We start from the raw sequence: 22035 nt of genomic DNA, 5'->3' as shown, positions 1-22035 counted from the left end.
TTGATTGGGAGCCAATCCGGATTTCCGGACCGGCGCAGCAGAGTAAATTCAGGAACTAGCCACGTATGTCTGATATTTTTCGTGAGGTCGATGAGGACATCCGCCATGAGAAGTACCGCCGTCTCTGGGACCGTTTCGGGTCTTGGGTGATCGCGGTCGCTGTCTTGATCGTGGTTGGCACCGGTGGTTACCGGGGCTGGCTCTACTGGCAAGACACACAGTCTCAGTCAGCGGGTGACACATTCCTTGAGGCCATCAGCTTGTCGGAGGCGGGTCAGTACTCGGAAGCGGCGCAGCTTTATACCCAACTTGGATCTTCCATTGGCGGCTATCCGGCACTTGCCCAGATGCGCCAGGCAACCGACAAGGCAAATTCCGGTGACGCCGCCGCCGCCCTTGCAGAGTTCGATGCTCTGTCACGGGATTCGAGCCTCGCACCGGCTTTGCAGAATGTGGCAGCTCTCCGCGCTGCCTACATTGCAGTCGACAGCGAACCGTATGATGCAATTGCAGACCGGATCGAGAGCCTAACCGGCGACACAGATGCCTTCCGTGCAGCTGCTCGTGAACTGCTTGCTCTGAGCGCCTGGAAAAATGGCGATGCCGAGACGGCGCTTACCTGGATCACGGCATTGGACGATGACGCCGAAACGCCTCAAGACATTCGTCAGCGCGTGACACTCCTGGGCGGACTGATCCGGGGACAGACCGGGACACCGGCTGAAGAGGGCACTGCACAGTGATCTGTTTTCTTAAAAACATATCTGTCCGGCCATTGGTTGGCACGCTGGCACTGTCGGTCTTTCTGGCCGGTTGCGGATCAGTCAGTGAATTCGGCAGCTCGCTCAATCCGTTCAGCAAGGAAGAGATCTTGCCGGGCGAACGGCAGGCTGTATTCGATGGTGTCGACCCGGCTGCCCAAGCTCTTGGCAAGGCGGCGAGCATTGGCGCTGCGACCGGCGGTCAGACCTGGACGAGTGCGGGCGGCGGTCCGGCCAACGATCCGGGCAACGTGGCTGTCTCCGTTTCCGGCAGCCGTGCATGGCAGACCAATGTGGGCAGTTCCGGCCGCGGCCTGACGTCGTCAGCCTTGCGGGTATCCTCCCGTCCGGTAAGCGACGGCAGCCGCATCTATGTCTATAAGCCGAATGGTGAAGTCGTCGCGCTGTCCACCGCCGGTGGCCGCCAGTGGACGCAAAACCTGCGCCCTGAAGGCGAACGCGACGTTGGTCCAGGCGGCGGTGTGGTAGTTGACGGCGGCGTTGTTTATGCTGCGACCGGTTACCGCCAAGTGGCGGCCCTTGAAGCGGGTTCCGGACGGGTCATCTGGACCGCTGAAATGGACACTCCGGCGCGCGGTGCCCCGGCAGCCGGCGGCGGTCACGTCTTTGTCGTGAGCCAGTCCAACGAAGTCTATGCGTTTTCCAAGGAAGACGGCTCTGTGGCCTGGACATTTGCTGGGATCGAAGAGACTGCCGGTGTTCTGTCTGCAGCAAACCCTGCCATCTCTGGCAACCGGGTGATTGTGCCGTTCTCGTCCGGTGAAATCATGGCCATCAACATCAAGTCCGGTGAGCCGGATTGGATTGATGGTGTCTCCCGCGGCTTCCGGACACTTGCTCTGTCTGGTCTCGCAGATGTTTCTGCAAGCCCGGTTGTCTCCGGCAACACAGTTGTCGCGACCGGCGTTGCCGGTCGCACGGTGGCTGTTGATGTGCGCACCGGACAGCGTCAATGGGATCAAAACCTTGGCAGCGTTCATACGCCGGTCGTCTCCGGAAACGCGGTGTTCATGGTGGATCTTGACGACCGCATGGTCGCGCTTGACCGCTCAAGCGGTGAAACCATGTGGGCGACGCAACTGCCGAAGCCGGAAAAGAAAAAGCGCCGCCGCAATTGGGCCGGTCCGATCCTGGCCAATGGCGCTCTTGTCGCCTTTTCCAGTGATGGCCAGATCGCCATGGTCGATGCCGCCTCGGGCAATATCATGACAACACAGCGCACCAACACCGATGTCTTCGTGACACCGATTGCCGCCGGTGGCCGGGTGGTTGTCCTGACCGGCCGGGATGGCGTTGCCGCGTTTAACTGATCATTGGGCGCTGAGGCTCTAGTTGGGCCTCAACGTTTCAAAACTGGTCAAGCTATAGTATCTGAGCACCTTATCGTTGCCTGCCGGGCAAGGATGAGGTGCTTTGAGTTTGTTCAAGGGCGGGATCCTTTGGTTGATCCGCCTCTTAGGAGTGAATGCCGTGGGCGCTACCGTCGCCATCGTTGGACGGCCGAATGTCGGCAAGTCCACATTGTTCAACCGTCTTGTCGGTAAGCGCCTGGCGTTGGTCGATGACACACCGGGTGTGACCCGTGACCGCCGTCCGGGCGAAGCCCGCCTTGGCGACCTCCGATTCACGATTATCGACACTGCGGGGCTTGAAGACGCCGACAAGGCGTCCTTGGAAGGCCGTATGCGCCGTCAGACCGAAGAAGCCATTGAAACCGCTGATGCTGTGCTGTTTGTCATTGATGCGCGCGCAGGGGTTACGCCGCTCGATGCGCACTTTGCAGATGTTGCGCGCAAGACAACCCGTCCCGTAATCCTACTCGCCAACAAGGCTGAGGGCCGGGCAGGGGAAAGCGGCCTTTACGAATCCTTCTCGCTTGGCCTTGGTGAGCCGATCGCGATCTCTGCCGAGCATGGCGAAGGCTTGGCTGATCTCTACGATGCTCTGAAACCGCATGTTGACCGGGTGAGTGAGGAAGAGGACGCAAAGCGCGAGGAAGCCGTCACCAACGTCGATGTCGACGAGGACGGTGAGATTGTCGACGATGAAGATCCGGTTGGCACGAAAGAGCGGCCTCTGCGCGTTGCCATCGTTGGCCGTCCGAATGCCGGCAAGTCCACGTTGATCAACCGGATGCTGGGGGAAGATCGCATGTTGACCGGTCCGGAGGCCGGTATCACGCGGGATTCCATCTCCGTCGACTGGACCTGGCACGACCGGCACATCAAGCTGTTCGATACTGCCGGGATCCGCAAGAAAGCGCGTGTTCAGGAGAAGCTGGAAAAGCTCTCTGTCGCCGACGCCCTGCGGGCCATCAAGTTTGCCGAGGTTGTTGTTGTCACCCTGGATGCGACGATGTCGTTTGAAAAGCAGGATCTGCAGATCATTGATCTGGTGGCTCGCGAAGGCCGGGCGCTGGTCATTGCCGTCAACAAATGGGATCTGATCGAAGACCGCGAAGAAGCCTGGAAGAAGATCCGCGACGCCAATGAACGGTATTTCAATCAGATCCGCGGCGTCCGCATTGTGACCTTGTCCGGTATTCAGGGGCAGGGCATTGACCGGTTGGTAGAAGGTGTTTTTGCCGCCTATGATGCCTGGAATGCACGCGTGTCGACAGCTGGTCTGAACCGGTGGCTGGAGCGGGCAACCACTTCGCATCCACCGCCCGCCGTTGCAGGCCGGCGCGTTCGCATCCGCTACATGACGCAACCGAAAACCCGGCCGCCGCACTTCGTGGCGTTCAGTTCCCGTCCGGAGCAGCTGCCGGAAAGCTACACCCGGTATCTGATCAACTCCCTGCGTGAGAAATTCGATATCCAGGGCACGCCAATCCGGTTGTCTTACCGCAAGGGCGACAATCCCTATGCGCCGAAGAAAAAGCGCAAAATCCAATAGCAGCTGCTGCGCAGCCTTGTCTCAGGTCCCGGTGGTCTACCGGGACCCTTTTGTTCAGATAAATTGATTTTCAAGGAGATCTTCCATGTCATCCGATCGGCTTGCCTTTACCGAAGCGCTTGCACAAAAGGCCGGACTTGTCGCGCTGGATTATTTCAGAAAACTCGACACCCTGACGATCACGCAAAAGGGTCATCAGGACCTTGTAAGCGAAGCGGACCAGAACGTTGAGACACTCATTCGCGACGCGCTGTCTGAAGCCTATCCGGACGACGGGATCCTGGGCGAAGAACATGGCATGGAAGAAGGCGAGAGCGGGTTCACCTGGGTGATTGATCCGATCGACGGCACGGCGAACTTCGTCACCGGCATACCGCAATGGTGCGTCATCATCGCATGTGTTCAGCAAGGCCAGACCCTTCTCGGAGTGATCCATGATCCGGTCGCCGGGGAGACATTCTCAGCGTTGGCAGGCGGCGGTGCCTTTTTGAACGGCAAGCCGATCAAGGTATCGGACAGCGAAAGCGTGTCTGTCGGCTCCGTCGGCGTCGGCTTCAATGGCCGCACATCCGTGACCGATGCTGTCAATGCAGTCGGGGCGCTGGTGTCCAAGGGCGGGGTTTTCTTCCGCAATGCCTCTGGCGGCCTGATGCTCGCCTATACCGGTGCCGGACGCCTAATCGGTTACATCGAGTCACACATGAACGCCTGGGATTGCCTCGCAGGCATGCTGCTTATCCAGGAGGCCGGCGGAAAGGTTCTGGAGCAGGACGTCGCCCATGCCCTTTATCACGGCACCCGTGTGGTGACCGGTGCACCGGGTGTTTTTGCGGAGTTGACCGACATTGCCGAAAGCTCCTTCGCCCCGCTGCAAGCGGCGGAGTAATGTATCTTAAGTTATGTAGTTGTAAGATTCATTATATATTATAAATGATTGATTAATACTGGGTTAGGGTTTGAAAATTAAGTATTAAAATAATTTTTTTGGAGTTATCCGCTATGAAGCAGATATCTAATTGGTTTTCTTTGTCGTTGTTTTTGACATTTTACCCGTTCGCTGCTGTAGTTGGGGTGCCAATTTCAATTGTACTTGCAAACACGACGGTTTCTTTATTTCTGCTAGTTGTGTTTGTATTCTTGTTTTATCGGGGATATTTGGGCGGAGGTGCCGCAAAACTTGTATGCGCGCTTTCAGTGTGGCTAGGGCCGACTTTTGACTTGGTTATTTTCCTTGTCGTTACGGCAACGATTCTATCTGTGTCCTATCTGTTCATCCGTATTATAAGAAAACACCAATCTGTCAGTCACATACAGTTGCTTATTTTTCCGAGCGCAGCCGGAGCCTTCGCGTTCGCCTTCATAGGCAGCGAACCATACAACTACGCAGAAAAATTCGTGATTGATAGTAATCTCTTTTCATTGTGAGATAGGTCTAAAGCGGTTCTTCGGTCCTCAAACATGCTAGTCGATCAGGGCCCGGGTGCTGTTCATTTTTGTGCCGCCGCATGCCGTCACTATTCTTGGATCTGAAATCGACAAGGTTGCCGCGGTCAATGAGGCCACAGCGCCTGGGGAGACACGGGGATTACATCCCGTCTGGAGTTCCTAGCCCGGTTTGAGTGTCAGCGGAGCATACTCCAAGAGGTGCTGACATAATTTCACATGCGAATTTGGTGAGTCGAAATATTCGGTTCTGGGAGTGAATTCAGCTACAGCGTTTTCTCATGCGTATTTGAATATTTATTTTCGAATATATCTTATTATTAAAACATATGTTTTCGGCTTTGAAGTGTTCGTTCGAGTTAGTTCGAGCAAAATCAATATTATTTGACGGTTTCTTAAGTGATGAAATCAAAGATGATTTCGATAATTAGAAAATTCAGTCTTATTAAGATCTGATTTTCAATTAATTTGAGCCATATTTGCTCAATTATTTCGTCAAATTCGGATCGTTACCTTAAGCCCGTTGAAGCAACTTCGGAAACTTAATCTCAAATGGCGAGCGCCATTCCTGGGCGCCATTGGGGCTGGTTTTGTTGAAATACTGCGGGGAGGGCAGAACCATGCAGTCGACAGGCAATACGCTTTCGCGTCCAGCGATCTATTCGATAGAGGGTTTCACGAGTTTTTCAGGTGAGAAGGGTGATTATCTTCAGGCGGCTCATACGCCTGCGTTGTCTCTTTCCAATGGCACGGTGGCTTTGGCCTTCAATGCCGATGATGTTGAGGCAAGCCGGACGTTGTTTTCCAAGGACGGCAAGGGATACGACGCCGGCGGCCACCTGACGGTGTACCTGCGCAAGGGCGCTCTTATTGTCCGCCAGCAGTCGGGCACGGAAAGCGAGTATCTGAAGGTCAAGGACGTGACGATAGCCGCAGGTCAGACCTATCATCTGGCTGTGTCCTTTGGAGCAGATGGCCTCAATGTCTATCTGAATGGTCAATTAGCTGCGTCGGAACCCGATTTCCAGCAAGGGCTGGAGTTAAACACCCGGGCGTTTGTCGTTGGTGCTTCGGGCGCCTGGCGGTCGGACGACAGTCAGCGGGCGTCCTCTCAGTTCGACGGCACGATCTCCGATGTGATGGTGTTTGACAGCCAGTTGGGTCAGATGGATGTCGCAGCGCTGGCCGGTGTGGTGGATGCCTCGTTTGAAAGCGCTGCCCTGAAAGCGATGGTGCAGCAAGACCTGCTCCCCGCTTTCCAGCAGTTGCATCACGGCTCTGATGAGGCCAAGGCGCTGGCGATGGCCTATGGCATCTCCCATGATGGTGCCCTGACTACCGGTGCGGCCGTGCAGACCGGAACAGACGGAGCAGACACACTGACCGGGTCTGGTGAGGCTGACGCGATTGATGGCGGGCTTGGCAATGACACGATTGATGGCGCGGCCGGCAATGATGTGCTGCAAGGCGGTTATGGCAATGACCACCTGGACGGCGGCGAGGGCAATGATGTTCTCGACGGCGGTCATGGAGAAGATGTCCTCAACGGCGGGGCTGGCGATGATCTTTTGATCTCGCAGTCAGATGGCCGGGAGGGGGCGATTGCCTATATCGAGGGCCGTGACGAGGGAGATCCGGAAAATGAACTGATCAACGGCAAGGTTTACCCAAACCAGCCAATCCCCGCCGATGACATCCTGACGGGCGGGCTTGGGGCCGACACGTTCTACTTCCAGACCCTGATCAACGCCAAGCAGCGTTACATCGAAAAGCATACACAGAATGATGGCACGATCCGCTGGCACGGTGTGGCCGGTGAAAACGACAAGCTGCATGACCACTGGGTCGATATCATCGGCCATGACGTGATCATGGACTTCAACCGGGGGGAGGGCGACCGGATCCTGATTGAGGGACATACCACAAAGATCCGGTCGATCAGCTATGGCGATGCCAATGCCGACGGTGTGATGGACCATTCGGTGATCCGGTTGTACTCCGATCAGGGCAGGGGTGGCGGCGCGCACAATCAGGATGATCTGGGCACGATCACGGTCTATGGGGATCTGGTCAAGCTGACTGACATCTCGACAACATCAAAACCGGCCTACGGCATCGTGACGTCCATTGCTGATCTGAGTGAAGCGATCCAGCCCATCCAAATCGCCGAAGACAGAGAACCATACACACCGCCAGCAAACCTGCCGGGGGTTGGCGATCTGCCGCTTCCATCTGGAATGACACCTGTGTTTGCCTTTGAGGGTTTCACGAGTTTTTCAGGTGAGAAGGGTGATTATCTTCAGGCGGCTCATACGCCTGCGTTGTCTCTTTCCAATGGCACGGTGGCTTTGGCCTTCAATGCCGATGATGTTGAGGCAAGCCGGACGTTGTTTTCCAAGGACGGCAAGGGATACGACGCCGGCGGCCACCTGACGGTGTACCTGCGCAAGGGCGCTCTTATTGTCCGCCAGCAGTCGGGCACGGAAAGCGAGTATCTGAAGGTCAAGGACGTGACGATAGCCGCAGGTCAGACCTATCATCTGGCTGTGTCCTTTGGAGCAGATGGCCTCAATGTCTATCTGAATGGTCAATTAGCTGCGTCGGAACCCGATTTCCAGCAAGGGCTGGAGTTAAACACCCGGGCGTTTGTCGTTGGTGCTTCGGGCGCCTGGCGGTCGGACGACAGTCAGCGGGCGTCCTCTCAGTTCGACGGCACGATCTCCGATGTGATGGTGTTTGACAGCCAGTTGGGTCAGATGGATGTCGCAGCGCTGGCCGGTGTGGTGGATGCCTCGTTTGAAAGCGCTGCCCTGAAAGCGATGGTGCAGCAAGACCTGCTCCCCGCTTTCCAGCAGTTGCATCACGGCTCTGATGAGGCCAAGGCGCTGGCGATGGCCTATGGCATCTCCCATGATGGTGCCCTGACTACCGGTGCGGCCGTGCAGACCGGAACAGACGGAGCAGACACACTGACCGGGTCTGGTGAGGCTGACGCGATTGATGGCGGGCTTGGCAATGACACGATTGATGGCGCGGCCGGCAATGATGTGCTGCAAGGCGGTTATGGCAATGACCACCTGGACGGCGGCGAGGGCAATGATGTTCTCGACGGCGGTCATGGAGAAGATGTCCTCAACGGCGGGGCTGGCGATGATCTTTTGATCTCGCAGTCAGATGGCCGGGAGGGGGCGATTGCCTATATCGAGGGCCGTGACGAGGGAGATCCGGAAAATGAACTGATCAACGGCAAGGTTTACCCAAACCAGCCAATCCCCGCCGATGACATCCTGACGGGCGGGCTTGGGGCCGACACGTTCTACTTCCAGACCCTGATCAACGCCAAGCAGCGTTACATCGAAAAGCATACACAGAATGATGGCACGATCCGCTGGCACGGTGTGGCCGGTGAAAACGACAAGCTGCATGACCACTGGGTCGATATCATCGGCCATGACGTGATCATGGACTTCAACCGGGGGGAGGGCGACCGGATCCTGATTGAGGGACATACCACAAAGATCCGGTCGATCAGCTATGGCGATGCCAATGCCGACGGTGTGATGGACCATTCGGTGATCCGGTTGTACTCCGATCAGGGCAGGGGTGGCGGCGCGCACAATCAGGATGATCTGGGCACGATCACGGTCTATGGGGATCTGGTCAAGCTGACCGACATCTCGACAACATCAAAACCGGCTTACGGCATCGTGACGTCCATTGCCGATCTCAGCGAAGCGATCCAGCCCATCCAAATCGCCGAAGACAGAGAACCATACACACCACCATCAAACCTGCCGGGGGGTATTTCCTTGACGCCTCCCCCAGGAGCAAATGTTGTCGTGGCGGTGCCGGGGGCGATGAACTTCGATAATGTCCGCAATGATCAATTCGCCATTGAGCACCAAGAAAAAATGGCAGTTTCGGAAGGAACAATCGCCTTCACCTTCAAGGCAGACGCCATAACCTCTCACGATGCCCTGTTTTCCAAAGATGCCAAGGGAAACGGTGATGGTGGCCATGTGACGGCCTTTGTTACCGAAAGCGGAACGCTAAAGGTCCGGTTTCAAACCGCGGAGGATGAAACCTGGCTGTATGCCAAGAACTCCATTGTCGCGGGCCAAGAATATGATTTTGCGGCCACTTTTGGTGATGATGGTGTGTATTTGTACCTAAATGGTGCAGTTGTCGCCTCAGATGCAGAGTTCCAAACAAACCTTGCTGCAAACAAGGAGTATTTGATACTGGGCGGCAATGGGTGGGGGAGCAAGACCGGTGAGATTGGCTGGATTGGCAACCGGTTTGACGGAACCATCAAAGATTTCACACTGCTTGATCAACAACTCGACGAAGCACAGATCAAACCTCTGTTTTCGGACAGCGTCCTTGTTTGATCTGCGGTGTCACTAGCGCATGCGTTAGTATGAAACCCACTCGCGGCTGACGCGATCGTAGAGTTTGCCGGTCTCATGGACATCGGTCTTTACGAGCTCGACCAGCTCGGGCGCGATGTCCCGTGGATGTGGCAGGTTTTCCGGCGGCTCGCCCGGCATCGCCTTGGCCCGAAGTCCGGTCCGGACGGGGCCGGGATCAGCCAAGTTGATCTTCATGTTGGTTTTGAGGCTTTCATTCGCCCAGGTGCGGGCCATTGCCTCAACTCCGGCCTTGGAGACGGACTGCAGCCCCCAGAAAGCCGGGCAGGTGCTGGCCTGCACCGCAGTCAGGAAGAGGGCGCGGCCTGCATCGGACTGGCGCAGGAGTGGATCCAAAGACCGGATCAAACGCCAATTTGCGGTCACGTTGACCGACATGACCTTTTCGAAGTCCTTCGGGCTGATATGGCCGAGCGGAGACAGGATACCCAGCATCCCGGCATTGCCGATAAAGACATCGAGTTTCTTCCAGCGCTCATAGATCGCGGCGCCAAGACGATCCAGGGCATCATGGTCCGTGAGGTCGACAGGAACAAGTGTTGCCTGGCCGCCTGCAGACTGGATTTCGTCATCGAGGTCCTCGAGACCACCAACGGTGCGGGCGATCGCAATCACATGCGCGCCGCGCGCTGCCAGTTGTTTGGCGAGTTGATATCCAATACCGCGCGATGCACCGGTCACCAGGGCGACCCGGCCTTCAAAATCCTGTGTCATGTTGCTCGCTAATTCCTTAGCCGACTTCCACCAGACGCGGCGCACTGACAAAATCCTGATCTTCGGACAGATCGGTAAGCGGTGTCGGGTAGTCGCCAGTAAAACAATGGTCTGTAAATTGCGGGTTTTCGTTGTCCCGGCCGTCATAACCTGCGGCCCGGTAAATTCCGTCCACGGAGAGGAAGGCAAGGCTGTCGGCGCCGATGTAGTTGCACATTTCTTCAAGCCCATACTTCGCTGCCAGCAGCTTTTCACGAACGGGCGTGTCGATGCCGTAGTAGTCGGAATGCTTGATCGGCGGGCTTGCCAAGCGGAAATGCACTTCCTTGGCGCCGGCATCACGGATCATCTGCACGATCTTCACGGACGTTGTGCCACGGACCAGACTGTCATCCACAAGCACAACGCGCTTGCCTTCGATCTGTGATCGGTTGGCGGAATGCTTCATCTTCACGCCAAGCGCGCGGATTTGCTGGGTCGGTTCAATGAAGGTCCGGCCCACATAGTGGTTGCGGATGATGCCGAGTTCAAACGGAACGCCGCTTTCCTGACTGTAGCCAATAGCGGCTGGTACACCACTGTCCGGCACCGGTACGATCACATCAGCGTCCACGTGGGATTCACGCGCGAGTTCCCGGCCCATGTCCCGGCGCACATCATAGACGCTGCGGCCGCCAACGATGGAGTCAGGACGGGAGAAGTAGACATACTCGAAGATGTCCGGTCGGGCAGGGCGCTTGCCAAACGGGAAGAAGGACTGGATACCGGTGGATGTGCAGACGATGACTTCGCCGTTTTCCACGTCCCGGATGAATTTTGCACCGATGATGTCGAGCGCGCAGGTTTCAGACGCGAGGATCGGAGCACCATTCAGGTCGCCCAGAACCAGCGGACGGATGCCAAGCGGATCCCGCGCGCCAATGAGCTTCTTCGACGTCAGCGCAACAAGGGCATAAGCCCCTTCCATCTGGGTGATCGCTTCAACAAACCGATCGACGATTTTCTGTTCGCGGGACCGGGCGACCAACTGTAGGACAACCTCTGAGTCCGACGTGGACTGGCAGATCGCGCCGTCGCGGATCAGTTGTTGGCGCAAGGTCAGCGCATTTGTGAAATTGCCGTTGTGGCAGATTGCGATGCCGCCGCCTTCCAGCTCGGCAAACAGCGGCTGCACGTTGCGTAGGATGGTTTCGCCAGTCGTGGAGTAGCGCACATGGCCGATGGCGGCACGGCCGGTGAGGCGGCCGATCGTCTCTGCGTCGGAGAAGTGATCCCCGACAAGACCCAAATGGCGTTCCGCCCGGAACTGCTCATTGTCGAAGGTCACGATACCGGCCGCTTCCTGGCCGCGATGCTGCAGGGCATGCAGGCCGAGCGCGGTCAGCGCGCTGGCATCTTCATGGCCCAGAATGCCGAACACACCGCACTCTTCGCGCAATGTGTCGTCATTGATGTCGAACGGCTCATGGAAATCGGTTCCGCCAGTCATGGCGACCACTCCTTACATTCTGGCCGGTCTGCGGGCCGGTCCGGATATTGTGTCGTTTGTCTAAACGGGCGCCGGTTTTCGGCGTCAGTTGCTGTCCGTGGTCAGCTGTTCCAGGCCCTGACGCTCAGAGTCGCTGTAAGTGGGCTCTTCTGCAGGCGCGCTAGAGCGTTGTCCGCCTGTTAGCTCATTTTCCCGGATCTTGTCCAGAATCGCTTTTTCCGGGTCTTCTGGCAAGACCGCGACCAATCGTTCGCCCACCGACAACAGGATCGGCAGCGACTTAGCGTTTTGCACCCAGCGCGGCTGTTGTTCCGGCTGGACGAACCAGTTGAAGAACATCATTGCGACAACGACCAGCAAAAGGCCGCGGACGGCGCCGAAAACAAAGCCGAGCGTGCGATCAAGCGCACCGATGCGGCTGTCCAGAATGAAATCGGAAATGCGCATGGTGATGTAGCTGACAACGATCAGAGTCACCAGGAAGACGGCAGCCGCGGACACACCCATAGCGACCAGATCTTGTGAGATGTACTGCTGGGTGTATGGCATGACGCGCTCATAGAGCATGAACGCGGCAACGGCCGCAGCGACCCAGGAAACGATCGACAGGACTTCGCGGACAAACCCGCGGATCATCGCCAGAACCGCCGAGATGAGCATGATGACCAGAAGCAGTCCGTCCAGCAGCGTAATCGGCATGTTTCCGATAAGTCCTCTGTCTGGCGCCGAAGCGCGAAAATTACACTCTCTAGCGGGTCTGATGATGCGTCAGGTTGCCCCTTGTGCACCAGTCTCCGCTGTCAGTTTAGCGATGAAGTCCCCAAGTTCCGGCAATCCCGTTGCCTTGAAGGGAGACGCGGCGCCGTCCTTGAGGTTACCCTCTGGACAATAAGCCTGATCAAAGCCAAGTTTTTCGGCCTCTTTCAGTCTTGATTGAGCTTGCGCCACGGGCCGGATGGCCCCCGACAAACTGACCTCGCCGAAATAGACGCAATTGGCCGGAAGGGCAAGCCCGCTGAGCGAAGAGACAAGGGCAGCAGCAACGGCAAGATCAGCACCGGGCTCGTTGATTTTGAGCCCGCCGGCGACATTCAGATAGACATCATGCTGCGAGAAACGCACACCGCAGCGCGCCTCTAGAACCGCAAGGATCATGGATAGACGCGCAGTGTCCCAGCCGATCACAGCGCGCCGGGGCGTTCCAAGGGAGGATTGTGCCACCAGGGCCTGGATTTCGATGAGGAGCGGCCGCGAGCCCTCAAGGCCTGCAAAGACCGCTGCGCCGGGCGCCGTGGTATTGCGGTCTCCCAGGAAAAGCGCTGACGGGTTGGGCACTTCCTGAAGACCCTTGCCGGTCATTTCAAAAACGCCGATCTCGTCAGTTGCACCAAACCGGTTTTTGACCGAGCGCAGGATCCGGTATTGATGGGCACCATCGCCCTCAAAATAAAGAACCGCGTCCACCATGTGCTCGACGACCCGTGGGCCGGCGATCTGCCCGTCTTTGGTGACATGACCGACGAGCACCAAAGTGGTGCCATTCTTCTTGGCATAGCGGACCATGGCCTGAGCTGACGCCCGCACCTGCGTAACAGTGCCAGGCGGTGAGTCCGCCTGATCTGTCCAGAGCGTCTGGACGGAATCCAGGATCAACATCGCCGGGGCCGTGTCAGCTTCCAGGGTCGCCAGGATGTCTTCAACGCTGGTTTCTGCAGCAAGGGCGACCGGAGCTTCTGCCAGTCCCAGTCGCTCAGCGCGCAACCGCACCTGGCCGATCGCTTCCTCGCCGGAGATGTAAACGGTCTTGTGACCGAGGCTGGCAAGTTGAGCTGCCGCCTGGATCAGGAGCGTCGACTTTCCGATCCCGGGATCACCGCCGACAAGCAGGGCGGAGCCGCGGACAAAGCCGCCGCCAGTGACCCGGTCAAGCTCGGCAACCTTGGTCTGAATGCGCGGCGCTTCCTTGGTGTCCCCGGTCAGGCCGACAAGTGGGACAACACGGCCCTTGGACTTTGAAGCCCGGCTCGGACCTCCGCCAATGCCGCCACCCGTCTGCTCTTCGACAATGGTGTTCCATTCACCGCAGGATTCGCAGCGGCCGACCCATTTCGCGGTGACCGCGCCGCAGGATTGGCAAACGAAAGATGTGGACCGGCGGGCCATCTAATAAAACTCCAATCAACCCAACGGGCCGTAGATGCGCTCAAAGCGCCGTCCGAGGCTTGTCAGATATTCGTAGTCGATGGTCTCCGCATAGGCCGCCATGTCAGCCGCCGCAACATTCGGCCCCAGCATTTCCACAAGCCCGCCGCGCTGAACAAGGTGTTCTGGAATGTCGGTGACGTCGAGCGTGATCATGTCCATGGAGATCCGTCCAAGAATTGGGGCCTTGTGGCCGCCAATCATTCCAAAACCGCCAGGACGGTCATCTGAGGAGCTGGCACGCCGCAACAGCCCGTCCGCGTAACCGGCCGCGACGACCGCATTGCGGAGCGGCCGTTTCGCGGTTTGGGTGGCGCCATAGCCGATCGCATCGCCTTTCGGAACGTTTCGCACAATCATGATGCGGGCTTCTACTTTGGCGACCGGCTGCATCGGATTGTCGCCATGGTCGACGGCCCGGCCGCCGTAGAGAGAAATGCCGGGACGAACCAGATCGAAGTGATAGTCCGGCCCCATCAGGACGCCGGCGGAGTTGGCAAGGGACCGTGGAACACTCTTGAACGGCGAGGTGAGCGCGATAAACCGGGCAAGCTGCTCCTTGTTCATCGGATGATCCGGATCCGAGGCGCAAGCCAGATGCGACATGAGGAGGCTCGGTTTAAAGGGGGCCATAAGTGCTGGATCGGCGAGCGCTGTTCCAAATTCGTCGCCAGACAAGCCAAGCCGATGAATTCCGGTGTCGACATGGACAGCCGCTGGAAAACTCCTGCCGGCTGTCCTGCATAGTGCGGCCCACTCTTTCAGTTCGTCCAGCGAACCGAGGACCGGCCGAACATCGTGTTGAAGAAGCAGATCAGCCGTGTCCGGAAACAAGCCGTCGAGCGCATAGATGGTGGCACTTGGAAGTGTCTGGCGCAGCGCAATGGCTTCTGTTGGAACCGCCACAAAGAACGTCCGGCAACCTTCCTCGAAGAGCCGTTTTGCCGTTTCCGCTTGCCCCGTTCCGTATGCATTTGCCTTGATTGTCGCCGCGCACTCGCTGCCCGGCGCCAACTTGGACCTCAAGAGAGACCAGTTCGCGGCAATCGCGTTCAGGTCAACGGTCAGACGGCCGCCATAGAGGGCGGAGGGATAGGCATTTAGGAGCGTTTCGGACACGAGGCTGACAGGTCTCCGGACAGAATCGGATTTCGCAGTGCATCAACCCGCCGACATTAGAAGGTTCGCCGCTGCCTGCAAAGCGTTTGGTTTGGGCAGAGTGTGCCCGTCCGATAGCCAAAACGGTCAAGCCGGCCCTGCTTGGTTAAAGATCCAACCCGGCCTGGAAGTGCAATCCTACTCGTAGCGCTCGGGCAGGTGGTCGTCCTCAGCCAAGTCGGAGAAGCGGGTGTATTGACCTTCGAAGTGAAGGTTCGCGGTTCCGGTTGGTCCGTGACGTTGCTTGGCGACAATGACTTCCGCCTTGCCTTTCAGCCGCTCCATATTGTCCCGCCAGATCTCATATTCCGGCGAGCCTTCATCCGGTTCCGTTTTGGAAAGGTAATACTCCTCACGGAACACGAACATGATCACGTCGGCGTCCTGCTCGATGGAGCCGGATTCACGCAAGTCGGACATCATCGGGCGCTTGTCATCGCGCGATTCCACCTGGCGCGAAAGCTGAGAAAGCGCGATGATCGGAACATTGAGCTCCTTTGCGAGCGCTTTCAGCCCGGTTGTGATCTCTGTGATTTCCTGAACGCGGTTGCCCTGGTTCTTGGCCGAGCCGGAAAGGAGCTGGATATAGTCAACGATGAGCAGATCAAGACCGCGCTGACGTTTCAAGCGGCGGGCCTTGGCTACCAGCGAGGCAATGGAAATACCACCGGTCTGATCGACATGAAGCGGAACGGACTGCATTGTTTGCGCACAAGCGGCCAGCTTTTCAAACTCAGCCTCTGAAATGTCGCCGCGGCGGATTTTCGAAGATGAGATCTCAGCCTGTTCGGAAATGATACGGGTTGCGAGCTGTTCGGCCGACATTTCGAGCGAGAAGAAACCAACCACGCCGCCGTTGACGGTCTTGATCGTTCCGTCCTGCTGTTCTTCGGCCTGATAGCTTTGTGCGATGTTGTAGGCAATGTTGGTCGCAAGCGAGGTTTTGCCCATCGCGGGACGCCCTGCGAGAACGATCAAGTCGGAATGCTGCAAACCGCCCATCAGCTTGTCGAGTTCGCGCAGGCCGGTGGAAATCCCGGACAGGGCGCCCTCACGATTGTAGGCCGCGTGGGCCATTTCAATGGTTTCAGTCAGCGCATCGCCAAAGGAGACAAATCCGCCTTCGCTGCGCCCCGTTTCAGCCAGTTCAAAAAGGCGGCGCTCGGCGTCGTCAATCTGCTGCTCCGGCGGGACATCGATCGGTGCGTCAAAAGCGATGTTGACCATGTCTTCGCCGATCCGGATCAGGTTCCGGCGGATGGCAAGATCATAAATGGTGCGGCCATAGTCTTCCGCGTTGATGATTGACGCCGCATCGCCAGCAAGACGCAGCAGAAACTGGGTCGCAGACAGGTCAGCGATTTTCGCGTCGGCCGGATAAAACGTCTTGAGGGTGATCGGGGAGGCGGTCTTGCCCGCGCGGATCAGGTGGCCGATTTTTTCATAGACATCCTGATGCGGCGGCACGAAGAAGTGGTGCGGTTCCAGAAAGTCGGACACGCGGTAGAACGTCTCGTTGTTGACGAGGATCGCGCCAAGAAGCTGCCGCTCGGCTTCCGCGTTATGCGGTGCCAGACGCTGGACGTCTTCTTCTGTCTCGACCTTCTGCAAAGTACCCTTCATGCCTGCCCCCGATGACCGTGTTGTCATCGGAAATAGCCTCAGACCGGTATGGGCTCAAGCTGCAAAAAAGCTTGACGCAGATTCCCACCGGCGTCCACAGATCAACGGGGAAAGATTGAAAACGCACTTGACTCAAACCGCCTTTGAGGACTCAGGGGTTGGCTATTAGTCGTTGATATTCAATATGTTTTTAAATAGTTAATGATTAGTTAATGGAAAATCCAGCACTTTCAATGCGTTGGCTGGATATGTGAAGCTGGCACGCGAGGCGGCTTTCAAAAAGCAAGCTGGCAAAAGAAAACGGCGCCCGAATGAGCGCCGTTTCCGAGAAGTTTTTCAAAAGGCTGGATCGAAGCACTCAAGCTTCTTCTTCAGCAACTGCTTCTTCAGTTGCGTCAGTTTCTTCGCCTTCACCCTCTTCTTCGTCTTCTTCAAATTCGAAGACGTCCTGTTCCGGCGCGGTCAGATCTTCACCGGCTGCCTGACGAACGGCTTCGTCTTCAGAGCGTGCGACGTTGACGGAAATGCCAACTTCGACTTCCGGGTGCAGCTGAACGAGAACGGCGTGCATGCCGATGGTTTTGATCGGGCTGCGAAGTTCGACCTGGCCACGGGTGACCGAGAAGCCTGCAGTCGTCAGACCTTCGGCAATGTCACGTGTGGATACTGAACCGTAGAGCTGGCCAGTTTCACCGGCGGAGCGGATCATGACGAGAGCTTCACCGTCCATTTTGGCGGCAACAGCTTCAGCTTCGGACTTGCGCTCAAGGTTCCGGGCTTCAAGCTGGGCGCGCTCATTTTCGAAACGCTCCAGGTTGGCCTTGTTGGCGCGCAGAGCCTTGCCTTGCGGCAGAAGGAAGTTGCGTGCGTAGCCGTCGCGCACCTTAACGGTGTCGCCCATCTGGCCGAGCTTGGCGATACGCTCAAGAAGGATAACTTGCATGGATTTTCTCCTACTGTCCCGTCATCGTCTTTCATGTGTGATGACGGTTAGAGACCGTTTGCCCGCGGTCCCAATTCGGGTTCTGCCGGGCGGACCCGGCAGAAGGCATCTCCTGACGTTGAGGAGGTGCTTAGCTGATGACGAACGGCAGCAGGCCGAGCAGGCGGGCGCGCTTGATCGCACGGGCCAGTTCACGCTGCTTCTTCGCGGAGACCGCGGTGATGCGGCTTGGAACGATCTTGCCGCGCTCAGAAATGTAGCGCTGCAGCAGACGGATGTCCTTGTAGTCGATCTTCGGCGCGTTGGCGCCAGAGAACGGGCAGGTCTTCCGGCGGCGGAAGAACGGACGGCGGCTTGGGGTCTGTGAAATGTCTACCATAATCTCTTACTCCCCTTCAGCCCGGCGCGGAGCGCGGTCGCCACCACGATCACCGCCGCGGTCACCACCACGGCCGCCACGATCACCACCACGGTCGCCAAAACGGCCACCACGGCCGCCGCGATCGTCGCGGTCACGCTTCTGCATCATTGCAGACGGCTCTTCGTCCAGCTCGTCGACCTTGAAGGTCATGAAGCGCAGAACGTCTTCGCTGAGGCCCATCTGACGCTCCATCTCGGCAACCGCTGCATGCGGTGCTGTGATGTTCATCAGGGTGTAGTGTGCCTTGCGGTTTTTCTTGATGCGGTATGCGATGGTGCGCAGACCCCAGTTTTCCACCTTGCCGACAGTGCCACCAGCGCCTTCGATGAGGCCTTTGTACTGTTCGACGAGGGCTTCGACCTGTTGGGCCGAAACGTCCTGGCGGGCCAGGAACACGTGCTCGTAATGAGGCATGGAAACTTGCCTTTCCTTCGGTTGACAACTCAGGTTTGGCGCAAAGCCTCCTCGTAAGCCCGGAAAGGCTACGAGAAATCTTACGGGAGTGGGAACACGGGAAGTCGGATATTCTCTACGATATCCTGGCAAACGCCCTTCCGTTCAGCCCCCGGCCAAACCCGGATGAAGCGCGGTGTATACTCCGATTTGGGAGAAATGCAAGGGCCGGACCCGGAAATCCTCCGCTTCAAGGCGTTGCAGCGTCAGAAACCAAATTCTTGCCGCCCAGACCTATCGCGCCCACCGATCTCGGCAGATATCTCAACGTCTTGCCCAACCTCAATTCGCCCCGGTTTCAAAACCGAAGCATAGAGGCCGAAATTGACGTCGTAGCCTTGGGAGAGTGCTTTCAGGATCAGCGGTTCTGAAGACAGCCCGTCCTGTTTCGCTGTGACCATGACACAGCGTTCTGTCGGGTGGGTGATTTTGAGCCGGACATCGCCAATGGTGAGGACGCGCCCCAACAAATCTTCGGCGCTCATGTGGTCCAGCGTGTTCAGCAAAAGGTTTGCGCGGAACCTGCGCGGGTCGAAATCCAGATGCGGAAACCGCGCTTGGAGCCGATTTAGATCGGAGGACAGGATTATGTGGACAGCGCCGTCGTCAAAATGCGCCACGTCTTGGTCTTCAACGAGCGTCACCGGCTGTTCGAGATAGTCTGAGAGGCGGTTCGGCAAATCTTTGGAGCTGATGGGTTCCAAGGTCTCCCCGGGCAGTCCTATGTGAACTTCATTGTTTTGTGTTTCTGCCCGGAGAAACAGCAAGTTGTCGATGCGTTGGAAGTGGCTGGTGGATTTGCCGCTGCCAAGTTTGCCGCTCGCGTCCGCCACGGCATACGCCCTGTCGCCTGACAAGCCGCGGTCTTCTATGAGCGCTTTATTTAAGGGTTCTCCCAAAAGGGATTTGACGGGATATCGCCAGATGGACTGGATATTCATGCCTGCAGCCGCCACGTGCGCTTTTGCCTTTGAAGAACGTCCAATTCCCTCAAAACTTCCCTCATCGCTCTTGACACTTTACCCCCGTCCGTTTCATAGCCTGCCGCCAAGGCACGTGGGCTCATTCTAAAAATGCCCGCTCAAAAACGCTCTTCCTTGTAGCAACAGCTCGCGGCAAAAACAAAAAACACCGCTGGCTGAGGCCAATTCGGAGACTTATCCAGATGACCACCGCATTCACATTCCCGGGCCAGGGCAGCCAGGCTGTTGGCATGGGCAAGCTTCTTGCCGACACTTTTCCAGAAGCCAAGGCTGTCTTCGACGAGGTGGACAATGCGTTGGACCAAAAACTTTCCGACATCATGTGGAACGGTCCGGAAAGCGATCTGACGCTGACCGCCAACGCTCAGCCGGCTCTGATGGCTGTCAGTCTCGCCACCATGCGGGTTCTGGAAGCCAAGGGCCTGGATTTGAAAGCGTCCGTTTCTTTCGTCGCGGGTCATTCGCTGGGTGAATACTCCGCTCTTGCGGCAGCTGGCAGCCTGGATGTTGCGACAGCTGCGAAACTCCTGCGCGTGCGCGGTGACGCCATGCAAAATGCAGTTCCGGTCGGGCAGGGCGCGATGGCGGCGCTTCTGGGTCTGGATTTCGAGGCTGCTGCCGAAGTTGCCAAGGATGCAGCGCAGGGTGAAGTTTGTCAGGCTGCCAACGACAATGCGCCCGGCCAGGTGGTTGTGTCCGGTCATGTGGCCGCCGTTGAGCGCGCCGTTGAGATCGCCAAGGCACGCGGCGCGCGCCGAGCTGTGCTTCTGCCGGTAAGTGCACCGTTCCATTGTTCGCTGATGGGCCCAGCTGCAGAGGCCATGGCCGAAGCGCTGAACAACGCCGATATCAAGGCGCCAGTCGTGCCGCTCGTTGCCAATGTTCTCGCAGCGCCGATCACCGACCCGGTAGATATCCGCGATCGTTTGGTCGAGCAGGTAACCGGTACCGTGCGCTGGCGGGAAAGCATTTCCTGGCTCGCAGGAGAAGGCGTCGACACATTTGTTGAGGTTGGAACCGGCAAGGTCCTAACCGGCATGGTCAAGCGGATTGCCAAGGAAGCCGACGGCATGGCCGTCAATTCGCCGGACGACATTGACGCGGTCATCGAAAAGCTGTCCAGCTAAGATCCAAAAAGCAACAACTAAGAACCCGGCCCGGCCAGGGCCTGTGCCATACGGCGCGAAACGCAAGGAAGGACGTTATATGTTCAGCTTGGAAGGCAAGAATGCGCTGATCACCGGTGCGACAGGTGGGATCGGGGAATCGATTGCCCGGGCGCTTCATGCACAAGGAGCAACTGTCTCCCTGTCCGGAACCCGCGCCGAAAAGCTGGAAGCTTTGGCGGCCGATCTCGGAGAACGCGCTTTCGTGACGCCAGCAAACCTGTCGGACCGTGAAGCTGTCATGGGTTTGTTGCCGGCGGCTGAAGAAAAGATGGGCTCGGTGGACATCCTGGTAAACAATGCCGGGATCACCCGCGACAACATCTTCATGCGCATGAAGGACGAAGAGTGGGATCAGGTGCTGGAAGTCAACCTGACGTCCGGCTTCCTTTTGTGCCGCGCCGCGATCAAGGGCATGATGAAGCGCCGCAATGGCCGGATCATCGGCATCACGTCTGTTGTTGGCGTGACCGGCAATCCGGGCCAGGTCAACTACGCAGCGGCCAAATCCGGCATGATCGGGATGTACAAGTCTTTGGCGCGTGAAGTGGCTAGCCGCAACATCACCGTCAACTGTATCGCACCGGGTTTCATTGAAACCGCGATGACCGATGCGCTCAATGACAAGCAGAAAGATTCGATTTTGACCAGCGTGCCGGCAGGCCGTTTGGGCACCGCTGCCGAGATTGCGTCGGCCGCAACCTATCTTGCCAGCGACGAGGCTGCGTATGTCACAGGGCAAACGCTGCATGTCAACGGCGGTATGGCAATGATTTAAAAGGATGATTTGCCGAGCAGGCAAAAATAATCCCGGCTGCAAAGAAGCGGCTCTGACCGGCTGGTAATGGTCAACAAAGTGTGTTACCTACCCGCCGATTGTTACAAATTGCACATCTTGGCCCGGTCTCAGGCCGGGGTGTGCAAAGACACACTTGAGTTCAGCGAGTTCGGTCCGCCGCGTTTCAAGTCAACCGGTCCGGCGCCGTGCCGCGAGTGATGAACAGACGAAAACCAAGGAAGTAAAAGATGAGCGATATCGCGGATCGAGTTAAGAAAATCGTTGTCGAGCACCTCGGCGTAGACGCAGAGAAGGTTGTTGAAGGCGCAAGCTTCATCGACGATCTGGGCGCAGACAGCCTCGACACCGTTGAGCTGGTCATGGCTTTTGAAGAAGAATTCGGCGTTGAAATCCCGGACACTGCAGCTGAAACCATCCTGACCGTTGGCGACGCTGTTAAGTTCCTGGAAGCAAACAAGTAAGGGCATCCCCCTTAACTTGAACCTTATTCGAAGATCGGGCCGGCGGGGTGTTGTATCCCGCCAGGCCCTT

The 22035-nt window shown here is 57.5% G+C and carries 18 protein-coding genes; 8 read left to right on the top strand and 10 right to left on the bottom strand.

Features of this window, described 5'->3' with window-relative positions:
• Positions 1-65: 65 nt before the first annotated feature.
• The 5 genes from ACVDG4_RS05295 (at position 66) to ACVDG4_RS05275 (ending at position 9514) form a co-directional block, all read left to right on the top strand.
• Positions 66-743 (top strand): tetratricopeptide repeat protein, encoded by a 678-nt coding sequence (locus ACVDG4_RS05295; protein WP_447234269.1) that lies wholly within the window; start codon positions 66-68, stop codon positions 741-743.
• Positions 740-2092, top strand: coding sequence for a BamB-related PQQ repeat family beta-propellar protein (locus ACVDG4_RS05290; protein WP_447234268.1), 1353 nt, complete (start codon positions 740-742; stop codon positions 2090-2092). Before ACVDG4_RS05295 ends, ACVDG4_RS05290 begins: the two co-directional genes overlap by 4 nt.
• 160 nt (positions 2093-2252) lie before the next feature.
• Positions 2253-3680 (top strand): ribosome biogenesis GTPase Der, encoded by a 1428-nt coding sequence (gene der / locus ACVDG4_RS05285; RefSeq protein WP_209173605.1) that lies wholly within the window; start codon positions 2253-2255, stop codon positions 3678-3680.
• Between the two features lie 85 nt (positions 3681-3765).
• A complete protein-coding gene (locus ACVDG4_RS05280; protein ID WP_306146876.1) occupies positions 3766-4566 on the top strand; it encodes an inositol monophosphatase family protein in 801 nt (266 codons plus the stop codon).
• A 1177-nt stretch (positions 4567-5743) separates the two neighbouring features.
• The gene (locus ACVDG4_RS05275; protein WP_447234267.1) at positions 5744-9514 is read left to right on the top strand and encodes a LamG-like jellyroll fold domain-containing protein; all 3771 of its coding nucleotides are present in this window, start codon (positions 5744-5746) and stop codon (positions 9512-9514) included.
• A gap of 24 nt (positions 9515-9538) precedes the next feature.
• Here ACVDG4_RS05275 and ACVDG4_RS05270 read toward each other — a convergent pair whose 3' ends face one another.
• From ACVDG4_RS05270 to ACVDG4_RS05225, 10 genes are all read right to left on the bottom strand, one after another.
• Positions 9539-10267 (bottom strand): SDR family NAD(P)-dependent oxidoreductase, encoded by a 729-nt coding sequence (locus ACVDG4_RS05270; RefSeq protein ID WP_447234266.1) that lies wholly within the window; start codon positions 10265-10267, stop codon positions 9539-9541.
• A gap of 16 nt (positions 10268-10283) precedes the next feature.
• A complete protein-coding gene (gene purF / locus ACVDG4_RS05265) occupies positions 10284-11756 on the bottom strand; it encodes an amidophosphoribosyltransferase (RefSeq protein WP_133950358.1) in 1473 nt (490 codons plus the stop codon).
• Between the two features lie 84 nt (positions 11757-11840).
• Positions 11841-12455, bottom strand: a complete 615-nt coding sequence (locus ACVDG4_RS05260; RefSeq protein ID WP_133950356.1) for a CvpA family protein — start codon at positions 12453-12455, stop codon at positions 11841-11843.
• Positions 12456-12524: 69 nt separating this feature from the next.
• Positions 12525-13919: a DNA repair protein RadA gene (gene radA, locus ACVDG4_RS05255; protein WP_209173612.1), complete on the bottom strand. Its 1395-nt coding sequence runs from the start codon at positions 13917-13919 to the stop codon at positions 12525-12527.
• 15 nt (positions 13920-13934) lie between these two features.
• Positions 13935-15077, bottom strand: coding sequence for an alanine racemase (alr, locus tag ACVDG4_RS05250; protein ID WP_447234265.1), 1143 nt, complete (start codon positions 15075-15077; stop codon positions 13935-13937).
• A 177-nt stretch (positions 15078-15254) separates the two neighbouring features.
• Positions 15255-16739, bottom strand: coding sequence for a replicative DNA helicase (locus ACVDG4_RS05245; RefSeq protein ID WP_133950350.1), 1485 nt, complete (start codon positions 16737-16739; stop codon positions 15255-15257).
• Positions 16740-17097: 358 nt separating this feature from the next.
• On the bottom strand, positions 17098-17682 hold the full coding sequence (gene rplI, locus ACVDG4_RS05240; protein WP_447234264.1) for a 50S ribosomal protein L9: 585 nt from the start codon (positions 17680-17682) through the stop codon (positions 17098-17100).
• Between the two features lie 130 nt (positions 17683-17812).
• Positions 17813-18061: a 30S ribosomal protein S18 gene (gene rpsR, locus ACVDG4_RS05235; protein ID WP_133950346.1), complete on the bottom strand. Its 249-nt coding sequence runs from the start codon at positions 18059-18061 to the stop codon at positions 17813-17815.
• Between the two features lie 6 nt (positions 18062-18067).
• Positions 18068-18517: a 30S ribosomal protein S6 gene (gene rpsF, locus ACVDG4_RS05230; RefSeq protein WP_133950344.1), complete on the bottom strand. Its 450-nt coding sequence runs from the start codon at positions 18515-18517 to the stop codon at positions 18068-18070.
• Positions 18518-18762: 245 nt separating this feature from the next.
• Positions 18763-19497, bottom strand: coding sequence for an MOSC domain-containing protein (locus tag ACVDG4_RS05225; RefSeq protein WP_447234263.1), 735 nt, complete (start codon positions 19495-19497; stop codon positions 18763-18765).
• 224 nt (positions 19498-19721) lie between these two features.
• Here ACVDG4_RS05225 and fabD point away from each other — a divergent pair, with 224 nt between their 5' ends.
• The 3 genes from fabD (at position 19722) to ACVDG4_RS05210 (ending at position 21965) form a co-directional block, all read left to right on the top strand.
• Complete coding sequence (gene fabD, locus ACVDG4_RS05220; RefSeq protein WP_447234262.1) at positions 19722-20666, top strand: ACP S-malonyltransferase; 945 nt, start codon at positions 19722-19724, stop codon at positions 20664-20666.
• 79 nt (positions 20667-20745) lie between these two features.
• Positions 20746-21483 (top strand): 3-oxoacyl-[acyl-carrier-protein] reductase, encoded by a 738-nt coding sequence (gene fabG, locus ACVDG4_RS05215; protein ID WP_447234261.1) that lies wholly within the window; start codon positions 20746-20748, stop codon positions 21481-21483.
• Between the two features lie 248 nt (positions 21484-21731).
• Positions 21732-21965, top strand: a complete 234-nt coding sequence (locus ACVDG4_RS05210; protein WP_008194310.1) for an acyl carrier protein — start codon at positions 21732-21734, stop codon at positions 21963-21965.
• The last annotated feature ends 70 nt before the right edge of the window (positions 21966-22035 follow it).

It is taken from the genome of Roseibium sp. MB-4 (assembly GCF_053005265.1).
Note: the sequence above shows the minus strand (reverse complement) of the source record. Positions and strands in the feature narration are given on the sequence as shown.

Bases quoted from the DNA above. Each gene is read 5' to 3' on its own strand.
- ACVDG4_RS05295 (WP_447234269.1), top strand. From the start codon at position 66: ATGTCTGATATTTTTCGTGAGGTCGATGAGGACATCCGCCATGAGAAG.
- rplI (WP_447234264.1), bottom strand. From the start codon at position 17,682: ATGCAAGTTATCCTTCTTGAGCGTATCGCCAAGCTCGGCCAGATGGGC.
- ACVDG4_RS05270 (WP_447234266.1), bottom strand. From the start codon at position 10,267: ATGACACAGGATTTTGAAGGCCGGGTCGCCCTGGTGACCGGTGCATCG.
- rpsR (WP_133950346.1), bottom strand. From the start codon at position 18,061: ATGGTAGACATTTCACAGACCCCAAGCCGCCGTCCGTTCTTCCGCCGC.
- ACVDG4_RS05225 (WP_447234263.1), bottom strand. From the start codon at position 19,497: ATGAATATCCAGTCCATCTGGCGATATCCCGTCAAATCCCTTTTGGGA.
- ACVDG4_RS05275 (WP_447234267.1), top strand. From the start codon at position 5,744: ATGCAGTCGACAGGCAATACGCTTTCGCGTCCAGCGATCTATTCGATA.
- ACVDG4_RS05210 (WP_008194310.1), top strand. From the start codon at position 21,732: ATGAGCGATATCGCGGATCGAGTTAAGAAAATCGTTGTCGAGCACCTC.
- fabG (WP_447234261.1), top strand. From the start codon at position 20,746: ATGTTCAGCTTGGAAGGCAAGAATGCGCTGATCACCGGTGCGACAGGT.
- ACVDG4_RS05245 (WP_133950350.1), bottom strand. From the start codon at position 16,739: ATGAAGGGTACTTTGCAGAAGGTCGAGACAGAAGAAGACGTCCAGCGT.
- rpsF (WP_133950344.1), bottom strand. From the start codon at position 18,517: ATGCCTCATTACGAGCACGTGTTCCTGGCCCGCCAGGACGTTTCGGCC.
- ACVDG4_RS05260 (WP_133950356.1), bottom strand. From the start codon at position 12,455: ATGCCGATTACGCTGCTGGACGGACTGCTTCTGGTCATCATGCTCATC.
- radA (WP_209173612.1), bottom strand. From the start codon at position 13,919: ATGGCCCGCCGGTCCACATCTTTCGTTTGCCAATCCTGCGGCGCGGTC.
- purF (WP_133950358.1), bottom strand. From the start codon at position 11,756: ATGACTGGCGGAACCGATTTCCATGAGCCGTTCGACATCAATGACGAC.
- ACVDG4_RS05280 (WP_306146876.1), top strand. From the start codon at position 3,766: ATGTCATCCGATCGGCTTGCCTTTACCGAAGCGCTTGCACAAAAGGCC.
- fabD (WP_447234262.1), top strand. From the start codon at position 19,722: ATGACCACCGCATTCACATTCCCGGGCCAGGGCAGCCAGGCTGTTGGC.